This is a genomic window from Pseudozobellia thermophila (genome assembly GCF_900141855.1).
GTDB lineage: Bacteria > Bacteroidota > Bacteroidia > Flavobacteriales > Flavobacteriaceae > Pseudozobellia > Pseudozobellia thermophila.
Genome location: NZ_FQYU01000003.1, coordinates 78,811 through 105,649 on the forward strand (window position 1 = coordinate 78,811; position 26,839 = coordinate 105,649).

The 26,839-nt window shown below is 44.4% G+C and carries 20 protein-coding genes and 1 pseudogene; 14 read left to right on the forward strand and 7 right to left on the reverse strand.

Annotated elements, in window-relative coordinates; genetic code table 11:
* The first annotated feature begins 100 nt into the window (after nt 1-100).
* Nucleotides 101-853, forward strand: coding sequence for a tRNA pseudouridine(38-40) synthase TruA (gene truA / locus BUB37_RS10270; protein WP_072993059.1), 753 nt, complete (start codon nt 101-103; stop codon nt 851-853).
* Nucleotides 846-2,612, forward strand: coding sequence for an ABC transporter ATP-binding protein (locus BUB37_RS10275; protein ID WP_072993062.1), 1,767 nt, complete (start codon nt 846-848; stop codon nt 2,610-2,612). Before truA ends, BUB37_RS10275 begins: the two co-directional genes overlap by 8 nt.
* 66 nt (nt 2,613-2,678) lie before the next feature.
* Here the strand turns inward: BUB37_RS10275 and cdaA are convergent, their stop codons facing one another.
* Nucleotides 2,679-3,473: a diadenylate cyclase CdaA gene (gene cdaA / locus BUB37_RS10280; protein WP_072993064.1), complete on the reverse strand. Its 795-nt coding sequence runs from the start codon at nt 3,471-3,473 to the stop codon at nt 2,679-2,681.
* A 20-nt stretch (nt 3,474-3,493) separates the two neighbouring features.
* The gene (gene folP / locus BUB37_RS10285; RefSeq protein ID WP_072993084.1) at nt 3,494-4,330 is read right to left on the reverse strand and encodes a dihydropteroate synthase; all 837 of its coding nucleotides are present in this window, start codon (nt 4,328-4,330) and stop codon (nt 3,494-3,496) included.
* A 106-nt stretch (nt 4,331-4,436) separates the two neighbouring features.
* Here folP and BUB37_RS10290 point away from each other — a divergent pair, with 106 nt between their 5' ends.
* The 5 genes from BUB37_RS10290 (at nt 4,437) to BUB37_RS10310 (ending at nt 8,115) form a co-directional block, all read left to right on the forward strand.
* The gene (locus tag BUB37_RS10290) at nt 4,437-4,985 is read left to right on the forward strand and encodes a DUF1599 domain-containing protein (protein WP_072993087.1); all 549 of its coding nucleotides are present in this window, start codon (nt 4,437-4,439) and stop codon (nt 4,983-4,985) included.
* Nucleotide 4,986: 1 nt separating this feature from the next.
* The gene (locus BUB37_RS10295) at nt 4,987-6,081 is read left to right on the forward strand and encodes a BT_3928 family protein (protein ID WP_072993091.1); all 1,095 of its coding nucleotides are present in this window, start codon (nt 4,987-4,989) and stop codon (nt 6,079-6,081) included.
* 66 nt (nt 6,082-6,147) lie between these two features.
* Nucleotides 6,148-6,897 (forward strand): triose-phosphate isomerase, encoded by a 750-nt coding sequence (tpiA, locus tag BUB37_RS10300; RefSeq protein ID WP_072993094.1) that lies wholly within the window; start codon nt 6,148-6,150, stop codon nt 6,895-6,897.
* 74 nt (nt 6,898-6,971) lie between these two features.
* Nucleotides 6,972-7,808: a 50S ribosomal protein L11 methyltransferase gene (gene prmA, locus BUB37_RS10305; RefSeq protein WP_072993096.1), complete on the forward strand. Its 837-nt coding sequence runs from the start codon at nt 6,972-6,974 to the stop codon at nt 7,806-7,808.
* Between the two features lie 31 nt (nt 7,809-7,839).
* Nucleotides 7,840-8,115, forward strand: coding sequence for an ATP-dependent Clp protease adaptor ClpS (locus BUB37_RS10310; RefSeq protein ID WP_072993099.1), 276 nt, complete (start codon nt 7,840-7,842; stop codon nt 8,113-8,115).
* Nucleotides 8,116-8,137: 22 nt separating this feature from the next.
* On the opposite strand, the gene BUB37_RS10315 is transcribed toward BUB37_RS10310, so the two are convergent.
* Both BUB37_RS10315 and BUB37_RS10320 read right to left on the reverse strand, forming a co-directional pair.
* A complete protein-coding gene (locus tag BUB37_RS10315) occupies nt 8,138-8,551 on the reverse strand; it encodes a DUF6691 family protein (protein WP_072993102.1) in 414 nt (137 codons plus the stop codon).
* Nucleotide 8,552: 1 nt separating this feature from the next.
* The gene (locus tag BUB37_RS10320) at nt 8,553-9,110 is read right to left on the reverse strand and encodes a YeeE/YedE family protein (RefSeq protein ID WP_072993105.1); all 558 of its coding nucleotides are present in this window, start codon (nt 9,108-9,110) and stop codon (nt 8,553-8,555) included.
* 195 nt (nt 9,111-9,305) lie between these two features.
* On the opposite strand from BUB37_RS10320, the gene BUB37_RS10325 reads away from it, so the two are divergent.
* Nucleotides 9,306-10,388 carry a carbohydrate-binding family 9-like protein gene (locus BUB37_RS10325; RefSeq protein ID WP_244526799.1) on the forward strand — a complete coding sequence of 361 codons (1,083 nt, stop codon included), beginning with the start codon at nt 9,306-9,308 and terminating at the stop codon, nt 10,386-10,388.
* 61 nt (nt 10,389-10,449) lie between these two features.
* Here BUB37_RS10325 and BUB37_RS10330 read toward each other — a convergent pair whose 3' ends face one another.
* The 3 genes and pseudogenes from BUB37_RS10330 to BUB37_RS22025 form a co-directional block, all read right to left on the reverse strand.
* Nucleotides 10,450-11,955, reverse strand: a complete 1,506-nt coding sequence (locus BUB37_RS10330) for a sulfatase (RefSeq protein ID WP_094766677.1) — start codon at nt 11,953-11,955, stop codon at nt 10,450-10,452.
* Between the two features lie 259 nt (nt 11,956-12,214).
* Complete coding sequence (locus BUB37_RS10335) at nt 12,215-15,682, reverse strand: hybrid sensor histidine kinase/response regulator transcription factor (protein WP_244526801.1); 3,468 nt, start codon at nt 15,680-15,682, stop codon at nt 12,215-12,217.
* 300 nt (nt 15,683-15,982) lie between these two features.
* Nucleotides 15,983-16,288, reverse strand: a pseudogene (locus BUB37_RS22025) (ligand-binding sensor domain-containing protein); the annotation flags it as partial.
* Nucleotides 16,289-16,911: 623 nt separating this feature from the next.
* Between BUB37_RS22025 and BUB37_RS10345 the strand changes: the two are divergent.
* From BUB37_RS10345 to BUB37_RS10370, 6 genes are all read left to right on the forward strand, one after another.
* Nucleotides 16,912-18,309 carry a sulfatase gene (locus BUB37_RS10345; protein WP_072993114.1) on the forward strand — a complete coding sequence of 466 codons (1,398 nt, stop codon included), beginning with the start codon at nt 16,912-16,914 and terminating at the stop codon, nt 18,307-18,309.
* A 356-nt stretch (nt 18,310-18,665) separates the two neighbouring features.
* On the forward strand, nt 18,666-20,147 hold the full coding sequence (locus tag BUB37_RS10350; RefSeq protein ID WP_072993117.1) for a sulfatase family protein: 1,482 nt from the start codon (nt 18,666-18,668) through the stop codon (nt 20,145-20,147).
* A 19-nt stretch (nt 20,148-20,166) separates the two neighbouring features.
* Complete coding sequence (locus tag BUB37_RS10355; protein ID WP_094766678.1) at nt 20,167-21,600, forward strand: sulfatase; 1,434 nt, start codon at nt 20,167-20,169, stop codon at nt 21,598-21,600.
* Between the two features lie 24 nt (nt 21,601-21,624).
* A complete protein-coding gene (locus BUB37_RS10360) occupies nt 21,625-23,064 on the forward strand; it encodes a sulfatase (RefSeq protein WP_072993120.1) in 1,440 nt (479 codons plus the stop codon).
* Nucleotides 23,065-23,323: 259 nt separating this feature from the next.
* Entirely contained in the window at nt 23,324-24,967 is a 1,644-nt protein-coding gene (locus BUB37_RS10365) for a sulfatase-like hydrolase/transferase (protein WP_244526803.1), read from the forward strand.
* A gap of 170 nt (nt 24,968-25,137) precedes the next feature.
* Nucleotides 25,138-26,838, forward strand: coding sequence for a GMC oxidoreductase (locus BUB37_RS10370; protein WP_072993963.1), 1,701 nt, complete (start codon nt 25,138-25,140; stop codon nt 26,836-26,838).
* Nucleotide 26,839: the final 1 nt, after the last annotated feature.

The following is a 26,839-nucleotide window of genomic DNA, read 5'->3' on the forward strand; positions in this document are numbered from 1 at the left end:
GGCTATCGCCTACGTGCGATAAGGCCGCCTTTTCTTTATTTCGAATTCGTTTTTGGCCAAAGAGGGTTATCTTTGGGCATTACAAAACTAAGGTTTACGATTGAGATATTTCGTTGAGTTTTCATACTTCGGTAAGCGGTACCACGGCTGGCAGAACCAACCCAATGCCCTTACCGTACAGCAGGTGTTGGAAGAAACGTTTTCCACGTTTTTTAGGCGCCCTATAGCCTTGGTCGGTGCGGGGAGGACCGATGCGGGGGTACATGCCAAACAAATGTTCGCCCATTTTGATTGCGATGAAATCGAAAATATCGAAAATGTCGTTTACCGGTTGAACGCCTTTTTGCCCGAAGATATAGCCCTTTGTTCCCTTTTTAAGGTACCCGAAGAGGCCCATGCCCGTTTCGATGCATTGGAACGTACCTATGAATACTGGGTGGTACGGAAAAAAAATCCTTTCTATTCCGATTTTGCCCATCTCGTTAAGCGTCCGTTAAACATCGCAGCGATGAACGAAGCGGCATCGGTTTTGATGCAGTACGAAGATTTCGAGTGTTTCTCCAAATCCAATACCGACGTAAAAACCTATTTGTGCAACATAAGAAGGGCCTTTTGGGAAGTCCGGGAAGATCGTTGGGTATTTACAATAAGCGCGGACCGGTTTTTGAGGAATATGGTCCGTGCCGTGGTCGGAACCCTGCTGGAGGTCGGAACGGGAAAAACGGATGTGGGCCATGTTAAATCGGTCATAAATAGCAGGGACCGCCGTATGGCCGGTCCTTCGGTACCTGCAAAAGGGTTATATTTGACCTCTGTTCTATACCCCGAAAAGATAACTGGAAAAGATGGATAAAAATTCCGGAAAAGCATTTGACATTCGACTTTTCAGACGCCTATTGGCGCATACACGCCCGTACAGGCTTACCTTTTACGGGGTTGCCTTGGCCGCCATACTCTTGTCGGTCTTTGCGGCCATCGGGCCCTATATTCTGCGGATAATCGTCGATGAGGCCATCGTGGTGGCCGATGGGGAGAAGCTATTGAACCTGTCCGTTATCATGCTGGTCGTTCTATTGGCGCAGGTAATCAGTCAATTGCTGTTCAACTATTACGCCAACTGGTTGGGCGAGTCGGTCATTAAGGATGTTCGGATCAACCTTTTCAAACACATGCTGGGCTTTCGTATGAAATACTTCGATAATTCGTCCCTCGGTGTTTTGGTTACCCGCGCAGTGGCCGATATGCAGCGAATCGGTGAGATTTTTAGCCAGGGCTTTTTCGTTATCGTGGCCGATTTGCTCAAGATGATCGCGGCGGCGGGCATGATGCTCTATCTGAATTGGCGACTGGCATTGATCGTTTTTGCCATACTTCCCGTTATTCTATATGCCACACGATTGTTTCAAAAAGCAATGAAGGTGGCCTTTATCGACGTGCGGGCCCAAGTCTCCAACCTGAACTCCTTTGTTCAGGAGCGCATTACGGGTATGAAGGTGGTCCAGCTTTTTACGCGTGAAAGGACGGAGAGCGAAAACTTTAGAAAAATTAACGAAAAACACCAGAATGCCTGGTTGAAAACGGTTTGGTACAACTCCATATTCTTTCCCATTGCCGAAATCGTCTCGTCGGTAGCCATAGGCTTGGTCGTTTGGTACGGCGGACTCCAAAACGTGGCCAATATCAGTGTCGATATTGCCGGGACCATTTTTGCCTTTATTATGTATATCGAAATCCTGTTTCGTCCCCTAAGGCAGATCGCCGATAAGTTCAATACCCTTCAGATGGGTATGGTGGCGGCCAATAGGGTTTTTAAGATATTGGATACCGAGAGCAATATTCAAGATAGGGGTACGGTCGTCAAAGAGGATGTTAGGGGAGACCTCAAGTTCTCCAACGTCCGTTTCGGTTATGTAGAGGATGAGGAGGTGCTGCACGGGATCTCTTTCGAGGTGAAGGCCGGGCAGACCGTGGCCATTGTAGGCGCCACGGGTGCGGGCAAGTCTACGATCATCAATCTGTTGAACCGGTTTTACGAAATCGATTCGGGAAGCATTTTGGTCGACGATGTCGATATAAAGGACTTTAAGTTGGCTTCCTTGAGGTCTAAAATTGCCGTGGTGCTCCAAGATGTCTTTTTGTTTGCCGATACCATTGCAAATAACATTTCGCTAAAAAATCCTTCGGTCACCCTCGATCATATTAAGGCAGCTGCCAAGGAAATCGGTGTAGATGAATTTATTTCGAGTCTTCCCGGGGGCTACCAGTACAACGTGAAGGAAAGGGGGACCATGCTTTCCAGCGGCCAGCGACAACTCGTTGCTTTCTTACGGGCCTATGTCAGCGACCCCAGTATTTTGGTATTGGACGAGGCTACGTCGTCGGTCGATACCTATTCCGAACAATTGATCCAGAAGGCCACCGACAAGATTACGGAGGGGCGTACGTCGATAATTATTGCGCACCGCTTGGCAACCATAAAAAAGGCCGATAAGATCATTGTTATGGATGCCGGCAATATTGTGGAGACGGGCACCCATAAAGAACTTTTGAAACGGGGAGGCTATTACCGCAAGTTGTACGAGGCCCAGTTTATGGCCGAAGAGGTGGCCTAGCCGGTTTGGGGGAAGACGGAACCCGCTTTCCCGGCCGGGCATTTTTTCCCCCACTGATACCAGTAACTAATCGATATCGATAAGGTCGTCCTTGACGGCGGCGGTCAGTTCCTCCAAATCCTTGTAATCGGTAAATTCGCCGTTTTTAATATAGGAAATGTTCCCTGTCTCTTCACTGACCACCAAGGCCAGGGCATCCGTTTTTTCGGTAATTCCGACCGCCGCCCGATGCCTGAGGCCGAATCTCAGGGGAATGTTTCTCTTGTTCGATACCGGTAAGATTACCCGGGTGGCTACCACGTAATTTCCGTCTATGACCACGGCACCGTCGTGCAAGGGGCTGTTCTTGTAGAATATGCTTTCGAGAATGGGTTGGTTGACCTCGGCATTCATCTTGTCGCCGGTAGATTTGATAAAGTCCAGCGAGTTGTTGCGTTCGATTACGATAATGGCCCCTGTTTTGGTCGAGCTCATTTTGTCACAGGCCGAGATGATGGCATCTACATTGGTGTTCGAACTGAGGCCGTCTTCACGCAGAAACTTAAAATGCTTCAGGAACTTCCGCTTGTTCGAAAAGTTGGTTGACCCGATCATCAAAAGAAATTTTCGGATTTCCTGCTGGAACACAATGATCAGGGCGATAAGTCCTACCTGCATAAAAGCACCGACCAAGCTGCTTATCATTTCCATTTCCAAAAGCTCGGTCAATTTCCAAAAACCCCAAACGATCACGATACCGATAAAGATGTTGATGGCTGCAGAGCCCCGAACCAGTTTGTAGACATAATACAGGAGGACGGCCACCAGAATGATGTCGAGTAAATCGGTTACGTTAAATTCCAGAAAGTCGAGAAAATCCAATGGGAAGTGTTTTTGTAAAATTAGGAAAATATTTCACTCTTCATCTGTTCTGCCAGTTTAACGCATTCCATGGCTTCCTTAACGTCGTGAACGCGTAGAATATTGGCTCCCTTTAACAAGGCGGCCATATTTAAGGCGGTAGTACCGTTCAAGGCGTTTTGGGGATCGGTATCCAAAAGCCGATAGATCATCGATTTTCGGCTTAGCCCGACCAGTAAGGGGCGGCCCAGGTTCTTGAACAGCTCGAGATGCGAAAGCAGCCCGTAGTTCTGTTCCAGTGTTTTTGAAAAACCGAATCCCGGGTCTATGATCACGTCTGCCATGCCCAAGGCCTTGGTTTCGGCGATCCGCTCCGAAAAATATTTTAGGACGTCGACGATAAGGTTGTCATAATCCGTACGCCCTTGCATCGTTCTGGGGTTGCCCCGCATATGCATCATCACATAGGGTACCCGAAGTCGGGCCACCGTCGGAAGCATGGTTTCATCGAGCAAGCCGGCCGAAATATCGTTGACCATGGCGGCCCCGGCCTGAACACATTCGCGGGCGACCTTGCCCCTAAAAGTATCAATGGACAGCAATAGGTCGGGAAACCGCCTAAGCAGCGATTCGACTGCCGGCATAATGCGTTGAAGCTCTTGCTCTTCGGATACGTCGTCGGCACCCGGGCGCGAACTGTAGGCCCCTATATCGATAAAGGTGGCGCCTGCCATGAGCATTTTTTCGGTTTGTTCGAGAACTTGTTGCCCACCGGTAAGGTTTCCCCCGTCGTAGAACGAATCGGGGGTAACGTTTAGAATACCCATTACCTTGGGGGATGATAGGTCGACGAGCTGGCCTTTGCAGTTGATTGTCATTTGATGTAAAGTTGATACGGTATCATTTGAAAAACCAAGTTTAAAACACGAACTTTGAGCAATTCAAAATTTTGTGTGAAATTTACGCAAATTAGAAACGATATCCATGCCGGAAACTTCTGAACAATACGATGAGGTAATCAAGATTTGCCGCGAGCTGTTTAAAAATAAAATGAGGGACTACGGTAGTGCATGGAGAATACTGCGGCTTCCTTCATTGACCGATCAAATCTATATAAAGGCACAGCGCATTCGAAGCCTGCAAGAGAATGAGGTACGCAAGGTGGACGAAGGGGAGCGTTCCGAGTTCATCGGTATCATCAATTATTCGATCATGGCCCTTATCCAAATCGAAAAAGGGGTCGCCGAGCAGCCCGATTTGGATACCGAAGAGGCCGTGGCATTGTATGACAAGCATACGGCCGCCACCAAACAGCTTATGGAGAACAAAAACCACGATTACGGCGAAGCTTGGCGCGATATGCGGGTAAGCTCGTTGACCGACCTTATTCTTCAAAAACTGCTCAGGGTAAAACAGATCGAGGACAACCAGGGCAAGACCTTGGTCAGTGAGGGTATCGATGCCAATTATCAGGATATGGTCAATTATGCCGTCTTTGCAATGATCCACCTTAACCAAAATAGCGCATCGTAACATGAAATATCTCGTTGGTCTTAGTCGAATTTTAGTAGGGGTCCTTTTTATTGTCAGTGGCTTTATAAAGCTGAACGATCCGGTAGGCTTTTCGTTTAAACTTGAGGAGTATTTTAGCCAAGGGGTATTGAACCTTCCGATTTTCGAGCCCCATGCCTTGGCCATCAGCATTTTTGTGGTGGTTTTCGAGGTCTTGTTGGGGGTTATGCTCTTGGTAGGGTTTCGGGCAAGGGTGACCGTATGGTCCCTTTTGCTGATGATCATTGGTTTTACCTTCCTGACCTTTTATTCGGCCTACTTCAATAAGGTAACCGACTGCGGATGTTTCGGCGATGCCATTAAACTGACCCCGTGGGAGTCGTTTACCAAAGATGTAATTCTGTTGGTTCTTATCATTGTTCTTTTTGTGGGCCAAAAACATATTAAACCTTTGTTCTACGGTAACGGCAATCGCATTATAGTGGTGGCGACCATACTTTTATGCGGTTTCTATTGCAACCATGTACTCAATCATTTACCGGTGATCGATTTTAGACCCTATAAGATAGGGGCCAATATCATTGAGGGTATGAGTGTGCCGGACGATGCGCCCAAGCCCATTTACGATTATGCGTGGAAGTTCAACATAAACGGTGAGGAAAAAATAATCGTTACCCAGGGCGATTACCCCCAGGTAGACGGTGAGTTTGTCGATGTTGAGACCACCGAGGTACAAAAGGGCTACGAGCCGCCGATACACGATTTTACCATCGAACAGAATGGGGAGGACTTTACACCCACCCTAATGGAAGAGCCCAAATTGCTCATGGTGGTCGCCTATGACTTGAGAAAAACGAGCAAGGAGGCTTATGGTGAATTGAAGACGGTAACCGACCAGGCCATCGAAAAGGGGTATAAGGTAATCGGTATGTCGGCCTCCAATTCGGAGCAGACCGGCGAATTGGTGGCCGACCACCAGTTGAATTTCGACTTTTACTTTACCGACGAGACCACCTTGAAGACCATCGTGCGCTCCAATCCGGGGGCATTGGTCGTGAAAAAAGGAACCATAGAACAAAAAGTACATTATAACGATTTGGAAGACTTAAGACTGTAGGGCCCGATTTTAGGGTCGGGCTTACACAGTGATCTTCTTCCCAACAAATACTAAACAAAAGAGAAAATGAGAAGTAAAATAGTAGCAGGTAACTGGAAAATGAATAAAAATGCCGCCGAAACCGAAGCTTTGTTGACCGAGTTGTCGGCCAAGCTGCCCGATACGCAGGCCGAGGTGATGGTGGCCCCTACCTTCGTGAATTTGTCGAGCGCCGTGCGTACCTTGGAATCGTCGGCCATAGAGGTCATCGCGCAGAACATGCACTTTGCCGAGAGCGGTGCCTATACGGGCGAGATTTCGGCCGATATGCTGCTTAGCATCGGTGTCGATACCGTAATTATAGGCCATTCCGAACGTAGGGCCTATTTTGGCGAGACCGATGAGATCTTGGCCAAAAAGGTAAAGGCGGCCTTGGCGAAAAATATGAGGGTGATGTTCTGCTTTGGCGAAGAACTCGAAGACCGCAAATCGGAAAACCATTTTAAGGTGGTTGAAAGCCAGTTGAAAAATGCCCTTTTCTCGTTGGATGCCTCGGATTGGGGCAAGATCATCTTGGCCTACGAACCGGTTTGGGCCATTGGGACCGGTGAGACCGCATCGCCCGAGCAAGCCCAAGAGATGCATGCCTTTATCCGCAAGACCATCGCCGATGCCTACGACACTTCCGTGGCCAATAAGGTGTCCATTTTATATGGAGGGAGTGTAAAACCCGGAAATGCAAAGGAGATATTCGGTAAGCCGGATGTCGATGGTGGTTTGATCGGGGGCGCATCCTTGGTGGCCGACGACTTTGTGGCCATTATCGAATCTATATAGGCAAAGGTAAAAGGTACCGGAACCTTTTGTATAATGGGCGTCTTTTTTTTAGATGTGTTCCAAAAAATGTTGCAATGGCCAATACCATTTATATCGAATATGATTTTACCGTATCGCCCCTACAGCCCGCGTCGGATATCCTGATCGCCGAGCTGGGGGAAGCGGGCTTTGAAAGTTTCGTGGAGAACGAGACCGGTGTACTGGCCTATGTTCAAAAGGACGAATGGTCGGAAAAATGTATGGATTTCATAGCCATTTTGAAAAATCCCGAATTTACCTTTGAATACAAGGTAAGGGAAATAGAGCAGGAGAACTGGAACGCAACCTGGGAACGGAACTTCAGCCCGATCCAAGTGGGGGATCAATGCGTGGTTCGGGCCCCTTTTCACGAAAAACCCGAGGTAGCGTACGACATTGTCATCGAACCGAAAATGAGCTTTGGCACGGGGCATCACGAAACCACACATATGATGTTACAGTTTGTCCTTGAACACGATTTTAAGGAAAAGACCGTTTTGGATATGGGCAGTGGTACCGGGGTACTCGCCATTTTGGCGGCCATGAAGGGGGCCAAAAAGGTCGATGCCATAGATATCGATAATTGGTGCTACCTGAACGCCAAGGAAAATGTTGAAAGGAACGGGGTAGGGCAGGTATCGGTCTTTGAAGGTGATGCCCAACTTCTGGGCGGTACGGCCTACGACATTATTTTGGCCAATATCAACAGGAACATTTTATTGGAGGATATCCCGAAATATGTCCAAAACCTGGCCCCGAACGGTATACTTTTTGTTAGTGGGTTTTATAAAGACGATATTTCTATCATATCCGAAAAATGTAAGGCCTGTGGATTAAAATTTGAGAAAAATCTGCAGCGAAACGATTGGGTAGCGGTAAAATACGTATTTTAGAAAGACTTGTACGAACCTAAAACGATTAGCTATGGGTACAAAGGAAAAAATTGCTGAAGAGCTGCTTTTAGAGGAAGAGGTCGTAAAACAAAATGAAATCGTCCTGTTCAACGACGATGTAAACACTTTCGACCATGTGATCGAGACCTTGATGGATGTGTGCGACCATACCCCCGAACAGGCAGAGCAATGTTCGATCATCGTGCATTACAAAGGGAAGTGTACGGTTAAAACCGGGGAATACAGCGACTTGGAACCCCGATGCAGCAAACTTCTCCAAGCGGGACTAAGTGCTGAGATTGTCTGATGTCTATGGCCGTTATGGACTTCTAATGGGGCAATCGGGGCTTAAGGAGTCCGTATACGAAAGTGCCCAATAAGGCCCCGCCGATCACGATCAACATGCTGTACACGCCCGTGCCCAGTAAAATGTACATGGGGCCGGGGCAGGCACCCGCCAGTGCCCAGCCCAATCCGAAAATGGAGCCTCCCAACAAATAGCGGACCACACCCTTGTCCTTAGGGGCGAGCTGTACCTCACGTCCTTCGATGGTCTTGGCTTTCGATTTCTTTAAAAACCACAACGAACTTGCGCCAAGAATGACGGCCGAACCGATAATGCCGTACATGTGAAAGGATTGGAACCTGAACATTTCGTAAATACGGTACCATGAGACCGCTTCGGATTTGACAAGAACAATACCGAAAAATATACCGACAAACAAAAACTTTAAAAACTTCATTTTAAAATATTAGGGGTAACACTAAATGGGTCATGATCAAGCCTCCGACAAAGAAACCGATGACGGCTATCAGGGAGGGGAGCTGCAGGTTGCTCAGTCCGGTAATGGCGTGGCCCGAGGTACAGCCACCGGCATAACGGGTGCCGAAACCGACCAAAAAGCCAGCACCGATCAATAGGGCCAAACCTTTTAGGCTAGTGATGCTGTCCCAGCCGTATATTTCTTGGGGCAACAAGGTACTTCCCACATTTTCAAATCCCATTTGGTTCAGTTCGGCCACGGTTTTCGGGTTCAATGCCATTTGCGAACCGTCCGATAGAAAGTGGACGGCGACAAAGCCCCCGATGATGGCCCCAAGTACCACGGTAAGGTTCCACCGCTGGGCCTTCCAGTCAAAACGGAAAAAATCGGCATACTTTCCGGCGCCGCCCATGCTGCACAGGGTCCTGAGGTTGGAAGACATGCCAAAGGTCTTTCCGAAATAAACCAGCAAGACCATCACTAAGGTAATCAAAGGCCCGGATACATACCAAGGCCATGGTTTTAGTATATTTTCCATTGCGTCATTATTTGTGGCAAAGTTAACCCTATTCATCATGTGTTTTGTAATAAAAGTTACAATGCCATACCGCAATTATACAGGCATGGCAAAAAACAGTGTAGGGTTTTGGGCTTATCTTAAAAAGCGGGGTATGCGCCGATCCGGTCGGTTAAATTCCATATTTTTGGAGCCGAACCAAACCACTTGCTTCCTATGCTTGCCAAAACCGTTTTTATCAAAAACCGAAGACAGGGTATGCTCTTACTTGCCTTTTTGCTGTTTGTCTCGTTCGGGGCGGCCCAATCGGCTCCCCGTACTTACGCGGTCCAAAGAACGATCGATACGATCCGCGTCGATGGTTTGGACCGTGAGGCCTCTTGGCGAAAGGCAACATGGAGTGCCGATTACATCGACATTGAGGGAGATAAGGTGCCCAAGTACCGGACGCGTATGAAAATGCTCTACGACGACGTCTATCTGTATTTTTTTGCCCAAATGGAAGAACCCCATGTTTGGGGCGACTTGCAACAGCGGGATACCGTTATCTTCTACAACAACGATTTTGAGATTTTTATCGATCCCGACGGGGATACCCACAATTATTACGAGTTTGAAATGAATGCCCTAAATACGGTGTGGGACCTATTTCTTACCAAGCCGTATCGAAATCACGGAAAGGTGATCGACAGCTGGGACATTCAAGGCCTGAAGACTGCGGTACACATCGATGGCACCCTGAACAGCCCCGACGATACCGATAAAGGATGGAGTGTCGAGATTGCCATACCCTGGAAGGTAATTACCGAAGCGAGCAATGCCAATCGCCTTCCCAAAAACGAGTTTTGGCGGATTAACTTTTCACGGGTCAATTGGGACTACGAACTGAAGAACGGCAAATACGCCCGAAAAAGGGACGAACACGGAAAATTTCTGCCCGAGTACAATTGGGTTTGGTCTCCGCAAGGGGTAATTAATATGCACGAGCCCGAACACTGGGGCTATTTGTACGTGTCCGACACCAAAGTGGGGGAGAAGGTCGATTTTGTAATCCCGAAGGACGAATATATTAAGTGGCATCTTTATGCCCAGTATAGGAGGTTGCTACATGCCGGTGACGCCTTTAAGAAGGTGAAAAATGAAATTGATGGGGCGCAAGCCGAGATATTGGACCGTGTTGTGCAAGTAAGGGTAGTGGAGTGCGGTTACGGATGGTACCTTGCCGCCGAAAGTCCGTTTACGAAAGAAACATTGGTCATTAAGGAAGATGGGAAATTTATGGCCTACGATTCAAAATAAGATCGGTGGCCCCTTTACCCCATACTTTGGCTATTTCTGTGCACCAGTGGGGCCTATAAGGTTAGAACGAGGTGCTGGTGGTGCCCTTGACCATGTCGCCAAAGGCCGGGTGTCGGCTCCATTCCTTTCTTCTTAGCGGGTCGAAGTCGGGATTGTCGGTCGGCATGGCCGCTTTTACCTGTTTTCGCCACTGGCTGAGAAGATGGTACAGTTCGTCCCTCTTTTCGGTTTCCGAATCGGCCAGGTTGCGGGTCTCCCCGATATCGTTTCCAAGATGATAAAGTTCCAATCGGTCGTCATCCATAAAATGGATCAGTTTCCAATCGCCCTGCCTCACCGCACTGGCCGGCTCGGAATGGTGATAAACGGGATAGTGCCAAAAAACCGTCCGGTCTTGGCCTTCTTCGGCGCCCCTCAATTGGGGTACGAAACTCTTACCGTCCACCACCTGGTTTTTCGGTAATTCGGCCTTGGCCATTTGGGCGAAGGTCGGAAACAGGTCTATGCCACAGACAATGGCCTCTGACCGGCTTCCTTTCTTTACGGTTCCGGGCCATTTGACAATGAGGGGCTCTCTAATGCCCCCTTCGTAAACGGTGCCTTTTTCGGCCCGTAAGGGCTTGTTCGAAGAGGCTATGTATTGAAGGCTGTCCCCTTCGTAATAGGTTAACTTGCTTTGGGCCAACAGGGGAATTTCATCAAAACGGCTGACCAGGCCCCCATTGTCGGAAAAAAAGACGATGATGGTATCGTCGTCGAGGCCTAGGGCCTCGAGCTTTGTCATAATTCGTCCCACACTGATATCTATATTTTGGACCATAGCGGCATAAACGGCGTTCGACGGATAGCCTTCTACCTTAGGCTTTTTCATGAACTTTTCGATTTGGTCGTTGTGCGCATCGAGCTGTACGTGTACATCGTAATGTGCCAGGAACAGAAAAAAGGGTTTGTTGCGGTTGGTTTCGATAAAATCGACCCCCATGTCGGTAAGGGCTTCGGAGAGGATTTTATCGTCCGGAAATTCGGTTGTGGGGGCCATGTCATCATTGTAATTGAAAAATTTACCGCCCCGGTGCACTACGCTGGTATCGTATCCCTGGTTTTTCGGATGATGCTTTTCCGTCCTGCCCAGATGCCATTTGCCAAAATACCCCGTGGTATAACCGGCGCGTTTTAGCGTCTCACCGATGGTTTCGTAGCTTAGGGGGAGGAACTGGGTCTTGTTCATGGGTACTTTTAGCTTTTCGTAGGGCCTCCAGTGGCCGGGCAGAAAATCGTTTATTCCTATTCGGGCCGGGTACTGACCCGTTTGTATGCTGGCCCTTGATGGGGAACAGACGGGATTGGCCGCATAGGCGTTTTCGAAGACCATGCCTTGCCGGGCCAGTGCGGTAATGTTTGGGGCCTCGTTGAACCGGTTGCCGTATAGGGGCAGGTCGGCCCATCCAAGGTCGTCGGCAAGAATGAACACGATATTGGGCGGCTGCGAAACGGAGGTTTTGGTTTCTACGGAACGGCAACCTCCAAGGGCAATGAGGGCTAAAGCGTAAAAGGAAATGTACTTCATAGAGGCTGATTCTAACTAAATATATGACTCTTGGGGGTGTTGACCATCCTGTTCTGTGCTGTTGCCCTGTATGTGGTCGGGGATGGTGATGGTGGGGGGAGGCCGGTAGGTAAAACAGAATTAAGTTACCGGTGTAATTTTAGGTAAATTATGGTAATGAAACCTTAAAAATTTATTCCTAAGGCGATGGTCGATCTTTACAAGGTTCTTGATATCCGGTCGTTCGATAGGTGTTTTAATTATCATTGACGGTGGAGACCTAGGAAAATTTCTTAATATACTGGGAAGGCGTCATGTTATACTTCTTTTGAAAACATTTGCTAAAGTATTTTGGGTTGTTGAATCCTACCTTGTAACTGATCTCGGAGATATTCATATTGCTTGTTTCAAAATAGACAGCAGCCTTTTTTAGTCTCAGTTCGTTTATAAATTCATTGGGTGTATGATTGGTCCACGCTTTAATTTTAGTAAATAACATGGTACGGCTTACACCTAATTCTTTGGCAAAACTGTTAATGTCGAATTGATGGTTTCCCAAATTGGTTTCCACAATATGCATTGCTTTGGTGAGCAGTTTTTCATCCAACGAGGTTATGGTAAGTTCGCTGGGTACTACACTGGGCTCTTTAGTGAATTTTTCTCTTAAACGACGGGACGAATCCAATAAGTTCTTAATTCTCAATTTAAACTCCCTTAAGTGAAACGGCTTACTTATATAATCATCCGCGCCACTTTCGAGTCCTTTAAACTTATAAAAAAGAGATGTTCTTGCGGTGAGGAGAATAATGGGAATGTGGCTGGTTTTTAAATTATGCTTTAGTTGGGCGCACAATTCGGTACCTGCCATCTTGGGCATCATTACATCACTGATTACAAGGTCGGGAAGAAATTGTAAAGCCTTACTAAGCCCAATTTCACCGTCTTCGGCTTCCATAATATTGTATTCCCCACTTAATAGGTTTTTAAAGAACGCCCTCAGCTGGTCATTATCTTCAACGATTAAAATTGTGGGCAATTCCTTTTTAATGGTAAAGTTGTCCGTTGTCGTTAAAAGTGTTTTACGCTCAATATCCGTCAGATGATTTGTATATTGGGTAATGTCGTCACTGAATTTAAAGTTGGGTATAATCTCATCAGGTTTAAGATGATTTTTGCCCAAAGGTAAACTTATGGTAAATACCGAACCTTCTGACAGCTTACTACTGACCTTAATGCTGCCTTTATGAAGGTCGATGATATTTTTGACAATCGATAAACCTATTCCGGTTCCTTTATTGTAGACTTCATCAGGGCCGGTTGAATGGGGCACTTCAAAAAAACGATTAAATATTTGTTCTAAATATTCTTTTTTTATGCCAATGCCCGAGTCTTGAATTTTGAAATAAATATTGCTTTGATCTAAATCGATGGTTATAGAAATTTCCCCTCCCTCAGGAGTGTATTTAAACGCGTTGGATAGTAAGTTATAGAAAACCTGCTCTAGTTTTGGGCGATCATAAAACACCAATATTTCATCTCTACTGCTTTTAAAGGTATAGTTATAACCTTTGCCTTTGGCAAATTCCGTAAAAGAGAGGAATATTTCATTTACAAATTTTACAATATTGCCTTCTGCTACCTGCAGCTTCGATTGGTTATCTTCGAGTTTGCGGAATTCCATTAACCTATTGATCAAATGCAGTAAGTGATTGGCACTGCTCTCGATTACCAATAGTTTCTTGTATACAATGCTGCTTCCCTTGTAATTATTAAGTATTTGCTGTAAGGGTCCCAGAATAAGTGTCAATGGAGTACGAAAATCATGACTGATGTTGGTAAAGAACCTCAATTTGGCCTCATGGTTTTCTTCTTTCCTTTTGTTTTCCAGCTGCTCCCATCTTAAATCTTGTTTTAATTTGGCCCTAGATTTTAATATGTTATAGAAATAATACATGGTCACCCCCCCCAATATTCCGTAAAGCATAAATGCCCATATACTTTTCCAAGGTGCCGGAAGAACCGTAATTTTCAATGAGGTAGGGCTTTCGTTCCAGATACCATCATTATTGGCTCCTTTTACTTCAAATAGGTATTCGCCCGGTTTTTGTAGGGTATAATAGGCTTCCGTGTGACTGGTATAGGTCCATGAATCGTCAAGGCCGACCAAGCGATATGCGTATTGGTTATTTTTGGAATTGATGTAGCTGGGCATGGCAAAATGCAAAGAGAAGTTAGCATTGTCATGACTTAGGGTGATTTCATCGGTATATGAAATAGATTTTGACAGAATGTTATTTGCGGCATCGACCGTTACCGAGTTATTTTTAAGTTGCAAATCGGATAGGATAACTGGGGGCGCATCCATATTTTTGACCAGTTTTTTGGGATTAAAAAGTGTTAGGCCTTCGTTACCCCCAAAATAGATGTTACCGTCATCTTGAATAATACCGGCGTTGGGACTAAAATCGTTACTGCTCAGAATATTGCGCTGGTCGTATATCGTGGTTTTGTGCGTGTCTCTGTTATATCTAACTATACCTTTGTCGCTACTTAACCAAATGTGGCCTTCCGCATCTTCCAGTATCGTATGAATGGTAGATATAGGATTTTCTTCATTTAGGTTTACGTGCTCGAACTCACTACCATTAAATCTATATAGCCCCAAGGTTTTTGTTCCGACCCAGATAATTCCATGCCGATCCTCATAAACTGTTTTTATATCGTTACCTGAAAAAGCATCGATAAAAAAATGAAACACCTCATAATCGTCTTTTTCTTCATTACGGAATTTTAATAAGTTCAGACCGCCAAGACCTCCCGCCCAGATATTTCCAAATTGGTCAACACAAATGGTTTTAATAATGTTTGACGAAAGCTTTGGTTTGTTTTCGGTCCATTTGCCATAGACCCGAAATTGTTCAGTGCCGGAATCATAACGAACCAGTCCCTTTCCAAAAGTTCCGATCCAATAAATTCCATGGGCTCCCTGCTTTATAGAAAAGACCCCTGTTGTTTTTAAATACTCCATGAGTTTATGGGGAATGAAATCCTCAACTATCTGATTGGACCTCAGGTCAAATGCTAAAAGGCCATAATTAAGTACTCCTGCCCATAATAAATTGTCATCGACTAGAAATAAGGTTTGAATGCTGTTGGGTATAAGATTCTCTTTATCCGATAAGCTATAGACCTTTGAAGTACTTTTCTTATGGTTAAGTATGGCAACATCGCCTCCTTCCGTGCCATAGATAAGGTTTGAACGTTTGTCCGAAATTATTGCGGTTACCACCGAGTTGGCTAGTTTGGAGTTTTTTAGGTGGTTGAAATTTTCATTGGATGGATCCCAGATATTGACCCCTCCACTATAGGTGCCCAACCAAATAGTACCATGTTTATCTTTATATATGGCTTTGATGAAGTTTTGGCTTAATGAGGATTCATTCGATTTTATATCGAAAATTTCATTTTCGGAACCAATGATTCGAACACCTTGGGTCGTTCCCAGCCAGATAGATTTGTCATTTGCTTGCTGTAATACCCTTACATCGGCCGAAATCGGTAGTACGGAGTTGGGGGATGAAATATACTTTTCTTTTTGGGTATCGAACAGAACGTAACCGTTGTACTTGGTGGCCAGGCCCAAAACGTTGCTAGAGGTTTCTATGATATCTTGAATAAATAGGTCTTCTTCGCTATCTTGAAACGGATACTGTTTGAATATGAAGTCGTTTTTTACCCTTTTTTCCAATTTGGCCAAACCGCCGGCCGTGGCAATCCAAATTTGATTCTTGTGGTCGGAAAAAATTCGTTGAATGTTTCTGAAAGGCAGACCCGTTGAACTACCTTCTTCATAGGGTATGGTCGTAAAGTTATCATGGGCCCTGTGGTAAATGGCAATTCCATTGGCCGTGCCAAACCAAATTTCACCGTTGGGCATTTCCCTGCTGCAAATAATTACATTGTTGCATAATGAATTTGGCTTGTTGTTTTGGTAGTATCTCTTAAAGGAATTTTTGATTGGATCGTATCTATTCAGACCTCTGTACGTACCTACCCAGATATACCCCTCACTATCTTCATTTATGGTTAGTATGTCGTTGTTGCTGAGGCTGGTAGTGTCTCCGGGGATGTGGGTGAAAACCTTAAATTCGGTGCCGTTATAAAGGTTCAGTCCATTTCTGGTACCGAACCACATTTGGCCCAATTTATCCTGCTCGATTGCGATTACCGAGTTGTTGGAGAGACCGTCTTTAACGGATAAATGTCTAAAATTATAGTTCTTTTTCTGCGCAACCGATACCTCCGCAATGAGCAGAAATAATAGAGTCGCCGATGTAAGTCTCGTTTTAAACATTTTTACCGTTTCAGTAGATCGGATGATATACCTACCTTACACTTGGTTGGACAAAGCAAACGTATTTTGTGCGTCTTTTCGATTTGGCCCTTTCCCATATGAGATCAAGATTATCAATTTAAAAAGAACGATAAAAGTCACTTATCCCTTAACTAAATTTAGTGAAATGTAATTAATAGGCTACACGGGTCTTATTGGTAAAGTTAATACGTTCGTATAAAAAGTGTATCGGGACAGTACAGGACACTAACCTTGTTTATGAACTTTATTTTTGAAAACAAGTGCGATCCGTTGGATTGTGTGATAGAATTGCACTACACATTCCCTTTTTGTGTTTGTTAAATGATCTTTAGGGTTAGGTTTTGATTTTTAATGATTTAGGACGGGGCGGATGAGGGCGCCTGTATGTCACATCGTTACTGTGAAAGCCTATAAGCTAATAGTACTTGATCCGGTAAGAAAGCCATATGAAAAAATTCAACTCTACCCTGTTCATGAAGATATCTTTGAGAGGAGGAATATAGCTGATCAAAATCCCGGGACGGTAACGATAATTACTGAAATTATGGGAAACAAGTATTTGAAACCCTAAGTGTTCACCTTAGAAGAAAACGAGTAAATCAATGAGATATATCCTTGGCCTTCTAATAGTGCTTGCTGTATGTATTGGTTCATGTAGTGTAATAGATAAGAAAAAATCTATACCAAATATAATAATCATAAACGTAGACGATCTGGGTTGGAAAGACCTTGGCTTTATGGGTAGCCAATACTATGAAACACCAAATATAGATTATCTCGCTGGCCAAGGTATGGTCTTTACCAATGGTTATGCTTCAGCCTCCAATTGCGCCCCAAGTAGGGCATGCCTTATGACAGGGCAGTGGACACCCCGGCACGGCATATATACGGTATCGCCATCTACCCGCGGAAAATCTGAAGACCGAAAGCTGGTTCCAGTAAAGAACACCCACACCCTGGATAAAAAACATAAGATATTGCCAGCAGTTTTACAAGAAAACGGGTATGTCACCTGTCATGCCGGGAAATGGCATTTGAGTGACAACCCCATGGAATATGGGTTTGATCTGAATATAGGGGGCGGGCATAATGGCCTTCCCAAGAGTTATTATCCGCCTTATAAAAATGTAACCATAGAAAAAGGTAGTGCTGAATACCTCACAGATTTGATCATGGAAAAAGCATTGCAATTTGTAGACACCGTACAAAAGCCGTTTTACTTAAATTACTCGCCCTACGCCGTTCACGTACCCATAATGCCCGTGGATAGTTTATTGGGAAAATATAGGTCTAAAACCCCTTGGAACGGACAAGGCGATCCCGAATATGCTACTATGGTGGAGAATTTGGACAGGAATATAGGGTTGTTGCTATCCAAATTAAAAGAACGGAATCTTTTCCACAATACCTTAATTGTTTTTACTTCGGATAATGGAGGTTTATATGGCATAACGAAACAAAAGCCTTTAAGAGCGGGAAAAGGAAGTTATTATGAGGGTGGAATAAGAGTGCCGTTTTTCTTTGTCTTAATGGATCAAATTGATCCAAGTAGTAAAACGGATGTTCCCATAACCAATTTGGATATATTCCCAACGGTATTGGATTATGTTGGGATCAAAGATAGTTCATTGCAATTGGACGGTAATAGTCTAAAACCTTTGCTTGAAAAGAATGTTGGGCATATGGTACGCCCACTATATTGGCATTTTCCCATTTACCTCGAAGCTTATAAGGTCGAGGATAATGAAAATAGGGACCCTTTGTTCAGGACCCGTCCAGGATCCGTTATCAGAAAAGGCGATTGGAAGCTTCATTATTATTTTGAGGATAACGGCATAGAACTATACAGCTTATCGGAAGATATTGGTGAGACAACCGACCTGGTTAAAAGATATCCGGAAAAAACCAATGAGCTTCTGGGGCTTTTGCAAACGTGGTGGACAGAAACGGATGCACCAATACCCACCACGTTTAACCCTGAATATACCAATAAGAATTAAGTTGAAAAGTTTATGTTCAAGACCTTGTGCACTATGGGTGGTTTTGTATCCGATAGAGCCTTATTTAACAGTCCGGGTTAATTGGGAGGGGCTAGGTAACAGTTTCCCAACCGCTATAATCGTCACCTTATAATAGGTATGCTGTGGAGTGTTGGCTGGTTAACCTACGGATTAGGGGGTACCATATAGATAAAAATCTTTGGAGAATTATCCAGTACTGGAATATTCTTGACATTTTGAAGCTGGTCTTATCAGTGGGATTGGAATTTTCCTCGGGGTAGTTTGCAAATTACCTTAAGACAAAACGCGAAAGAAGTTTTGACCACATGGGCCCAATGGGTAAAATTTAAATAAAAATGAAAAAAAAATATGCAATTCTGTTTTTGTTGGCGATTGGTGCGATCAACCTTTTAGGTTGTTTTGGCAATGCCCAAACACACTCCAAAAAGCAGGGGTCTCTTGCTTTAGGGAACAAACGCCCCAATATTATTTTCTATTTGGCAGATGACCAAGATGTTTACGATTACGGATGTTACGGCAATGATAAGGTGACTACGCCCGCTGTAGACCGTTTGGCAAAAGAAGGTATGCTATTTACAAATGCTTTTACGGGACAAGCGATTTGTGCGCCAAGTCGGTCTCAGTTGTTTACAGGAAAATATCCGCTTAAAAATGGCTGTTTTGCCAACCATACGGCAACAAAGCCAAGCATTGAAAGTGTTACGGAACACATGGGGAGATTAGGATATGAAGTCATTCTGGCAGGAAAAAGTCATGTAAAACCTTCTAAGGTATATCAATGGGATAGGGCCTGGGAACCAGTGCCAAAAAAGAATGTTCCCAGAGACTATATTCCGTTGGATAGTATTGAACATTATTTGAAAAACTCAAATAAACCATTTTGTATGTTCATCACATCGAAATATCCACACGGAAAATATTTTGACGTTGATGACCCAAAAGCAGAGAATATTAAGTTTTACCCCTTTAATGAGGATAAAAAGATTGCCCCCGAATATGTAAAAACCAAAGCAGGTTATTATAGAAGTATAGAAGAGGATAATACCCAACTCGAAAGTGTTCTGAAATTAGTGGATACCTATTTAACCGACAATACACTTTTTATCTACAGTGCAGATCATGGTGTTTCCGGAAAATTTACCGTGAAGGATATCGGACTTAAAGTACCCTTTGTAGCACGCTGGCCAACAGTCATAAAGGCTGGATCGGTCTCCGATCAACTTATTCATTATACAGATGTATTGCCTACCTTCTTGGAAATTGCCGGAGGTAAAGCTACACCGGATATGGATGGTAAAAGCTTCCTCCGATTACTTCAAGGTAAAGATGTTGAAATAAACGAATATGTATATGGGGTAAGAACCAATCAGAATATATTGAATTCTGAAATTTTTCCTTCACGGATGATACGTGATAAACGTTACAAGTATATAAGGAACTTTAATGCTTTAGAAGTGGTTGAGCGCAATCTCACGGGAAAACCAAATGTAGATTATTTTATAAAAAGGGGGGCATATGCGTTTAGAAACGAACCTTATGAAGAGTTGTACGACATGCGCAAGGATCCTTTTGAACAACATAATTTGGCCAATGAGCCCGAATTAAGGGCAATTAAAGAAACACTTTCAAAAAAGATGTTTAGTTGGATGAGTCGGCAGGGCGATATTCTTAGTGACATCCCAGGTAGAATACCCATTGTTGCCCCTGGAGGGAATAAAGGATTTAAACTGGACCAAGACACGCCGACACGCCAAATTCCAGATTCTATTAAGAACACCTTGGGCAAAGAAGATTATACCATTATAGAGCATTGGTGAAAAGCAGAAGAATTGAAAAATGAGTAGATTTCTATATATCCTAGTGGTGGTGACGCCCTTATTGTTTTCCTGTAAAGATGAACATGATAAAACTGAAGTACATCAAGAACAAAAGCCAAAAAACATACTGTTCATTGCCGTTGATGATCTGCGCCCGGAGCTTAATTTTTATGGTGCCAAACACATACAATCCCCATATTTGGATAAACTGGCAAGCGAAAGTTTAGTCTTTAACCGTGCGTATTGCAATATTCCGGTCTGCGGTGCATCAAGAGCGAGCCTGCTTACCGGTATTAGACCCACCAGAAAACGTTTTATGGACTATAGTACAAGGGCGGATGTGGATGTTCCCCATGCTATTTCATTGCCCAAGTTTCTTAAACAGAATGGGTATACCACAAGGTCAAATGGTAAAATTTACCATCAAATAGATGATGATAGTTTAGCTTGGGATGTTATTTGGTTCCCCAAGGGGAACATTCGCAATTATCAACTCAAAAAGAATATAGAGGAAAATGGCAATGCCAATTTGGCCGTTGCGGGAGCTGCTGCATTTGAAATGGCCGAAGTGGTCGATACCGCCTATTTTGATGGTAAAATTGCCCAAAGAGGAATAGCCGATCTAAAAAAGTTGAAAAATGGAAAACAGCCTTTTTTCTTGGCTCTAGGTTTTATGAAGCCACACCTTCCTTTTAATGCCCCCAAAAAATACTGGGATCTGTACGATAGAAACCAAATTAAATTACCAAAAAATTACGTTCAACCGAAAACTACCCCAACGGAAGCCTTTCACAATTATGGGGAATTGCGCAATTATGGCAACATCCCCGGAAAGGGAGATATTCCGGACGATTTGGCCAAGGAACTCATACATGGCTATTACGCTTGCGTAAGTTATGTTGATGCGCAAATTGGTCTGGTCTTGGACGAATTGAAACGTTTGGATCTAGAGGATGATACTATAGTTGTTCTTTGGGGTGACCATGGTTGGAATTTGGGCGACCATAAATTATGGTGCAAACACGTCACTTTTGAAACTGCTTTAAGAACGCCTTTAATACTAAAAGTACCTGGAAAGACCAACGGACAAACAACGGATGCTATTACCGAGTATATAGATATTTATCCAAGCTTGGCAGAACTTGTTGGTCTCAAGGGTGTTCCGGAAACCGTGGAGGGTAAAAGTTTTGTGCCGCTCTTAAATGGGGAAAAACCTAAAAAAGATTGGGCCGTAAGTAAGTTCAAGGATGCGGTTACCTTGATCAAGGGCGATCTTTTTTACACAGAATGGACCAAAGATGATGGCGTAGCCTATGCGCGTATGTTGTTTGACCACTCCACAGACCCTCTAGAGCTTGACAATTTGGCGGAGAAACCCGAATATAGGGAAAAGGTGGAGTCGCTTTCAAAAGAGTTGAGGGAAAAATGGGGCAAGGGCTTTTTAAGCGAATGATAGAATAACCGAAGTTTACTAACAATGAAAAATAATACGGTTTTATGTGTTCTATTATTGATGGTAACACTACATAGTATAAAGGCTCAGGAGAAGCAAAATGTGCTCGTTTTTTTAATCGACGATTTAAGAACAGAATTGGGCTGTTACGGAAACGATGTGGTCAAGAGCCCTAATATTGACAAGTTGGCCAGTGAGGGTACACTATTTACCCGTGCCTATAGTCAACAAGGGATTTGTGCTCCATCTCGAATAAGTATCTTAACGGGCTTACGTCCCGAAACCGTTGGTATTTATGATTTGTTTACCCCGCTTAGGTCGGTACATAAGGAGATGTTGACAGTGCCCAAATATTTTAAGGAAAATGGCTATAAAACCATTAGTATTGGTAAAGTTTACCATCATGGGAGGGACGATGTAGAAAGCTGGACCAATTTTTATCAAAAGGAACCCAACTCATGGGTGAGCCAAACCAATCTGGAGCTAATCGAAAAATTTAAAAAGGAAGGCCGTGAAAACACAAGAGGGCCTGCTCTTGAAAGTGCCGATGTGGCGGACGAAGGTTATAAGGATGGCAGGACAACCCAACATGCCATACAAACCTTAAAGGAACTTAAGAACGATAATTTTGTGATGTTCGTAGGGTTTACAAAGCCGCACCTACCGTTTAATGCACCTAAAAAGTATTGGGATCTATACGATAAGGACACGTTCTTGGTGCCATCTAGGAATGAGCCCATAAACATGTACAAGAATGCCCTCACCAACTGGAACGAGCTACGGGCCTATTACGGTATTCCACGGGAAGGCACGTTAGACGATAATCTTACAAGAGATTTAATACATGGCTATTATGCATCAATTAGTTATATGGATGCTCAAGTTGGTAAAATAATGGCAACGCTGGATGATTTGGACCTCAGAAAAAATACCCTTGTTGTTTTTATGAGCGACCACGGTTATAAAATCGGCGAGTATGGTGCTTGGTGTAAGCACACCAATTTTGAGTTGGATGTAAGGGTCCCTCTGATTATAAGTAACAATTACGACAGTAGCGCCCCTAAAGAAAAACAAGTTTCGGAAGCCTTGGTTGAGAATGTTGATTTGTTTCCCACCCTTGTGGAGGCCTGTGGCCTAAAAATGCCGGATTTGGACGGAAAAAGTTTATTGCCATTGCTTCAAGACCCTGATATGGCATGGAGTGATGGCGCCTACAGTTTATATCCAAGAGGTAAAGACACCATGGGGTGCACCGTTACGGACGGCTCATGGCGGTATACCGAATGGCGGGATAGCAAAACGCAGCAGGTCAGGGCAATAGAGCTTTATGACCATAGCAACGACAATCCAATAGCCGTGGAGAATCTTGCAGGTAATGCCCAATATGGGCAGGTTGAAGCGAGAATGAGAGGGTTGCTCATAAAAAAATTCCCTAGAACCACCTATTCGTTTTATAGGCAATAAGCAATTAACGAAAATGGCGAGTCGGTGCGTATGGAACAAAGTGTATTTGACATTGGTACAAAATCAAAGCCCAGGCTTTAAGGTTCGAGCCAAAACAATATATTAATCAAAATAAATCATTTCGAGTATGATTCCGCTGAAGCCGATTTTTAAACTTTTTTCTTTATCCCTTTTTCTTGTAGGAGGCCTACTAATGGTAGGTTGTCAAACGAAGGCGAAACAAGGTACGGGCAAGCCCATGGCAAAGCCCGATTTACAAATGTCCGAACGTCCCAATATTCTATGGTTGGTAACGGAAGATATGGGACCTTACATTCCTCCATTCGGTGATTCTACTATCGTTACTCCCAATTTAAGCCGGTTGGCGGCAGAGGGAGTGGTTTATACCAACCTATTCTCTACCTCCGGGGTATGTGCCCCAAGCCGTGCGGCCATTATTATGGGTATGTACCCTTCAAGTATTGGTGCTAACCACATGCGAACCACGTCGTATACAGAGGTCACCGGCTTACCTGAATATGGTGCCGTTCCTCCACCTGATGCCCGCATGGTAAGTGAACTTTTGCGTATGAACGGGTATTATTGTTCCAATAATTATAAAGAAGATTACCAATTTACGGCTCCCAAAACCGGTTGGGATGAAAGTAGCCCCTATGCCCATTGGCGCAACCGGGACAAAAATCAACCCTTTTTTTCCGTGTTCAATTTTACCGAGACCCACGAGTCGGGTCTCTTTGAACCTTATGGTTTTAGGGAGATTGAAACCAGGCACTACCATTCGGGCAATCGAGATTATAAATGGGAAAATTTTGGAACCTCGCACGCCAAAAACAGAATGGCCGAGGAAGAAACGCCCGTACATCTACCTAAAGACACAAAATTTGATATTCCCCCATATTTGCCCGATACTCCGAAAGTCCGTCGTGATATGTGGAAGCTGTACAATAACATAGCCGAAATGGACGGACAAGTGGGAGCCATACTGAAACAACTTGAGGAAGATGGACTGTTGGAGAATACCATTATTTTCTTTTATGGTGACCACGGAGGCCCTTTACCGAGGGAAAAAAGGTTGATTTACGATTCCGGCTTGAATACCCCCCTTATTATCAGGTTCCCCAATAAACAACACGCCGGAACTAGAAATAATGAATTACTCAGTTTCGTGGATTTTGCGCCCACCTTACTATCATTGATCGGGGCAGAACCTCCCCAATATATGCAAGGCCAAGCTTTTCTAGGCAAGTACAGGTCGAAGAACGAACGCAAATATATACATGCGGCGGCCGACCGTTTCGATGGGTTTACCGATGCCATCCGCGCCGTTCGTGACTCTCGATTCAAGTACATTAGAAACTACCGGCCCGAACAAGGGTACTACCTGCCGGTAGCTTATCGGGAACAAATTCCCACTATGCAAGAATTGTTGCGATTACGTGATGCAGGAAAGTTAAACGAAGCGCAATTGCAATGGTTTCGGCAAAAAAAACCTAAAGAGGAACTCTTCGATTGCACTGTTGATCCCTACGAATTGAACAATCTTGCCGAAAACCCTCAATACCAGGAAAAACTGGTGGAGTTGCGGACCGAGATGGACCGATGGCTGAAGGAAATAGGAGATGTACCCGACCTGCCAGAGAAAAAACTGATAGCAAAGCTTTGGAAGGGGGGGCATACCCAGCCTGTTACCGCAGCACCCGAAATAAACGTTTTAAACGGAAAAGTTGCCATCTCTTGTAATACTGAGGGGGCTTCCATCGGGTATAAGATAATTGATTCCAACGGTAAAATGCCTGACCCTTGGTCCATCTACCGGGAACCCATCGCTCTAGGAGAAAATGAAAAGATAATTTGCCAAGCTTATAGAATCGGATTTTTACCGAGTAAAGTGGTAGGGAAATAATATAGGTTTCATTAATTTTTGTTTCGGTGATTCCCTAGCAGTACAGAGCAGGACACTCTTACATCGAACAATACCTAATTTTGGATGTTCTCTAAGTAGGGTATGCCGGTAATTGCAGTGGGGCAACCAGCTTTCGATGTTTGATAATTAAAAAAAAAGAAAAGAACGGTATGGTTAAAGGACCAAATACGAATACCTTCGACGCTATTGTTGTCGGGACTGGAATTAGTGGAGGTTGGGCGGCAAAGGAACTTTGTGAGAATGGACTGAAGACCTTGGTGTTGGAGCGTGGAAGAATGGTACGGCACGTGGTAGATTATCCAACTATGCATTTGGACCCCTGGGATTTGCCAAATGCTGGTAAGACCTCTGCGAAAATCAAAGAAAAATATCCAAAACAATCCCGTTGGGGCTTTGATGAAACTACACGCCATTTTTTCAACGATGATTCTAAATATGACTATGACGAAGACAAACGTTTTGATTGGATCCGTGGCACCCAAGTAGGCGGTCGGTCGTTGATATGGGGCAAACAGACCTATCGGTGGTCCGATCTCGATTTTGAGGCCAATGCCAAAGAGGGTATAGGGGTAGATTGGCCGATTAGGTACAATGATATAAAACCTTGGTATGAATATGTGGAAAAACATGTAGGAATAAGCGGTGAAGCCCTAGGTTTACCCCATTTGCCTGACAGTATTTTTCTAAAACCTATGGAACTCAACTGTGTTGAAGAGCATTTTAGAAAAGGAATAAGTAAAAAGTATGGAGATCGGGTGCTTACCATAGGTAGGGTGGCCCATATTACCGAAGGCTCAAAGCCCGGTGCCGGTAGAGGTACCTGCCAATACAGAAACCGTTGTAAACGTGGTTGTCCGTATGGAGGGTATTTCAGTTCCAATTCATCTACACTTCCCATGGCGGAGGCTACCGGAAATATGACGCTGAGACCCAACTCTATTGTTTGTGAAGTCTTGTATGACAAGGATAAAAGGAGGGCTACAGGCGTTAAGATTGTAGATGCCGAAACCGAGGAAGTCATCGAGTTCAAATCTAAAATCGTCTTCCTTTGTGCCTCTTCCATGGCATCAACGGCTATTCTAATGCAATCAAAGTCCGATGTCTTCCCTAACGGTATGGGCAACGGTAGTGGTGAGTTGGGACACAATGTAATGGACCACCAATTAGGGGGTGGTGCTACGGGAAAAATTGATGGTTATGACGATAAATATTACAAAGGTAGAAGGCCTAATGGATTTTATATACCGAGATTTAGAAATATTGGTCCTACTTCGGAAAAAGTAGATTTTATTAGAGGCTATGGATACCAGGGAAGCGCGGGACGTAACGATTATAGTACCCTGATTCCGGAATATGCCTATGGCGAAGAGCTTAAAGCTGCCATGTTAAAGCCCGGCGATTGGCGTATCAACCTGCTTGGTTTTGGTGAAGTATTGCCTTATCATGAAAATCGCATGTACCTCAACTATGATAAATTAGATCCTTACGGGTTGCCTACCATTGTTTTTGACGCCGAATTTAAGGAGAATGAACTTCGGATGAGAAAAGATTGGATAGAACAGGCCCAGGAAATGCTTGAAAATGCCGGGTTCAAAGATGTACGCCCCACCTACAGAAAAGCTGTTATGGGAGGCGGGATCCATGAAATGGGCACCGCGAGAATGGGTAAAGACCCAAAAACTTCCGTTTTGAACAAATACAACCAACTGCACGAAGTACCCAATGTGTATGTTACGGACGGAGCCTGTATGACATCTTCAGGTTGCCAAAACCCCTCATTGACCTATATGGCCCTAACGGCAAGAGCCGCGAATCACGCGGTTGGAGAATTGAAAAAAATGAATCTTTAAT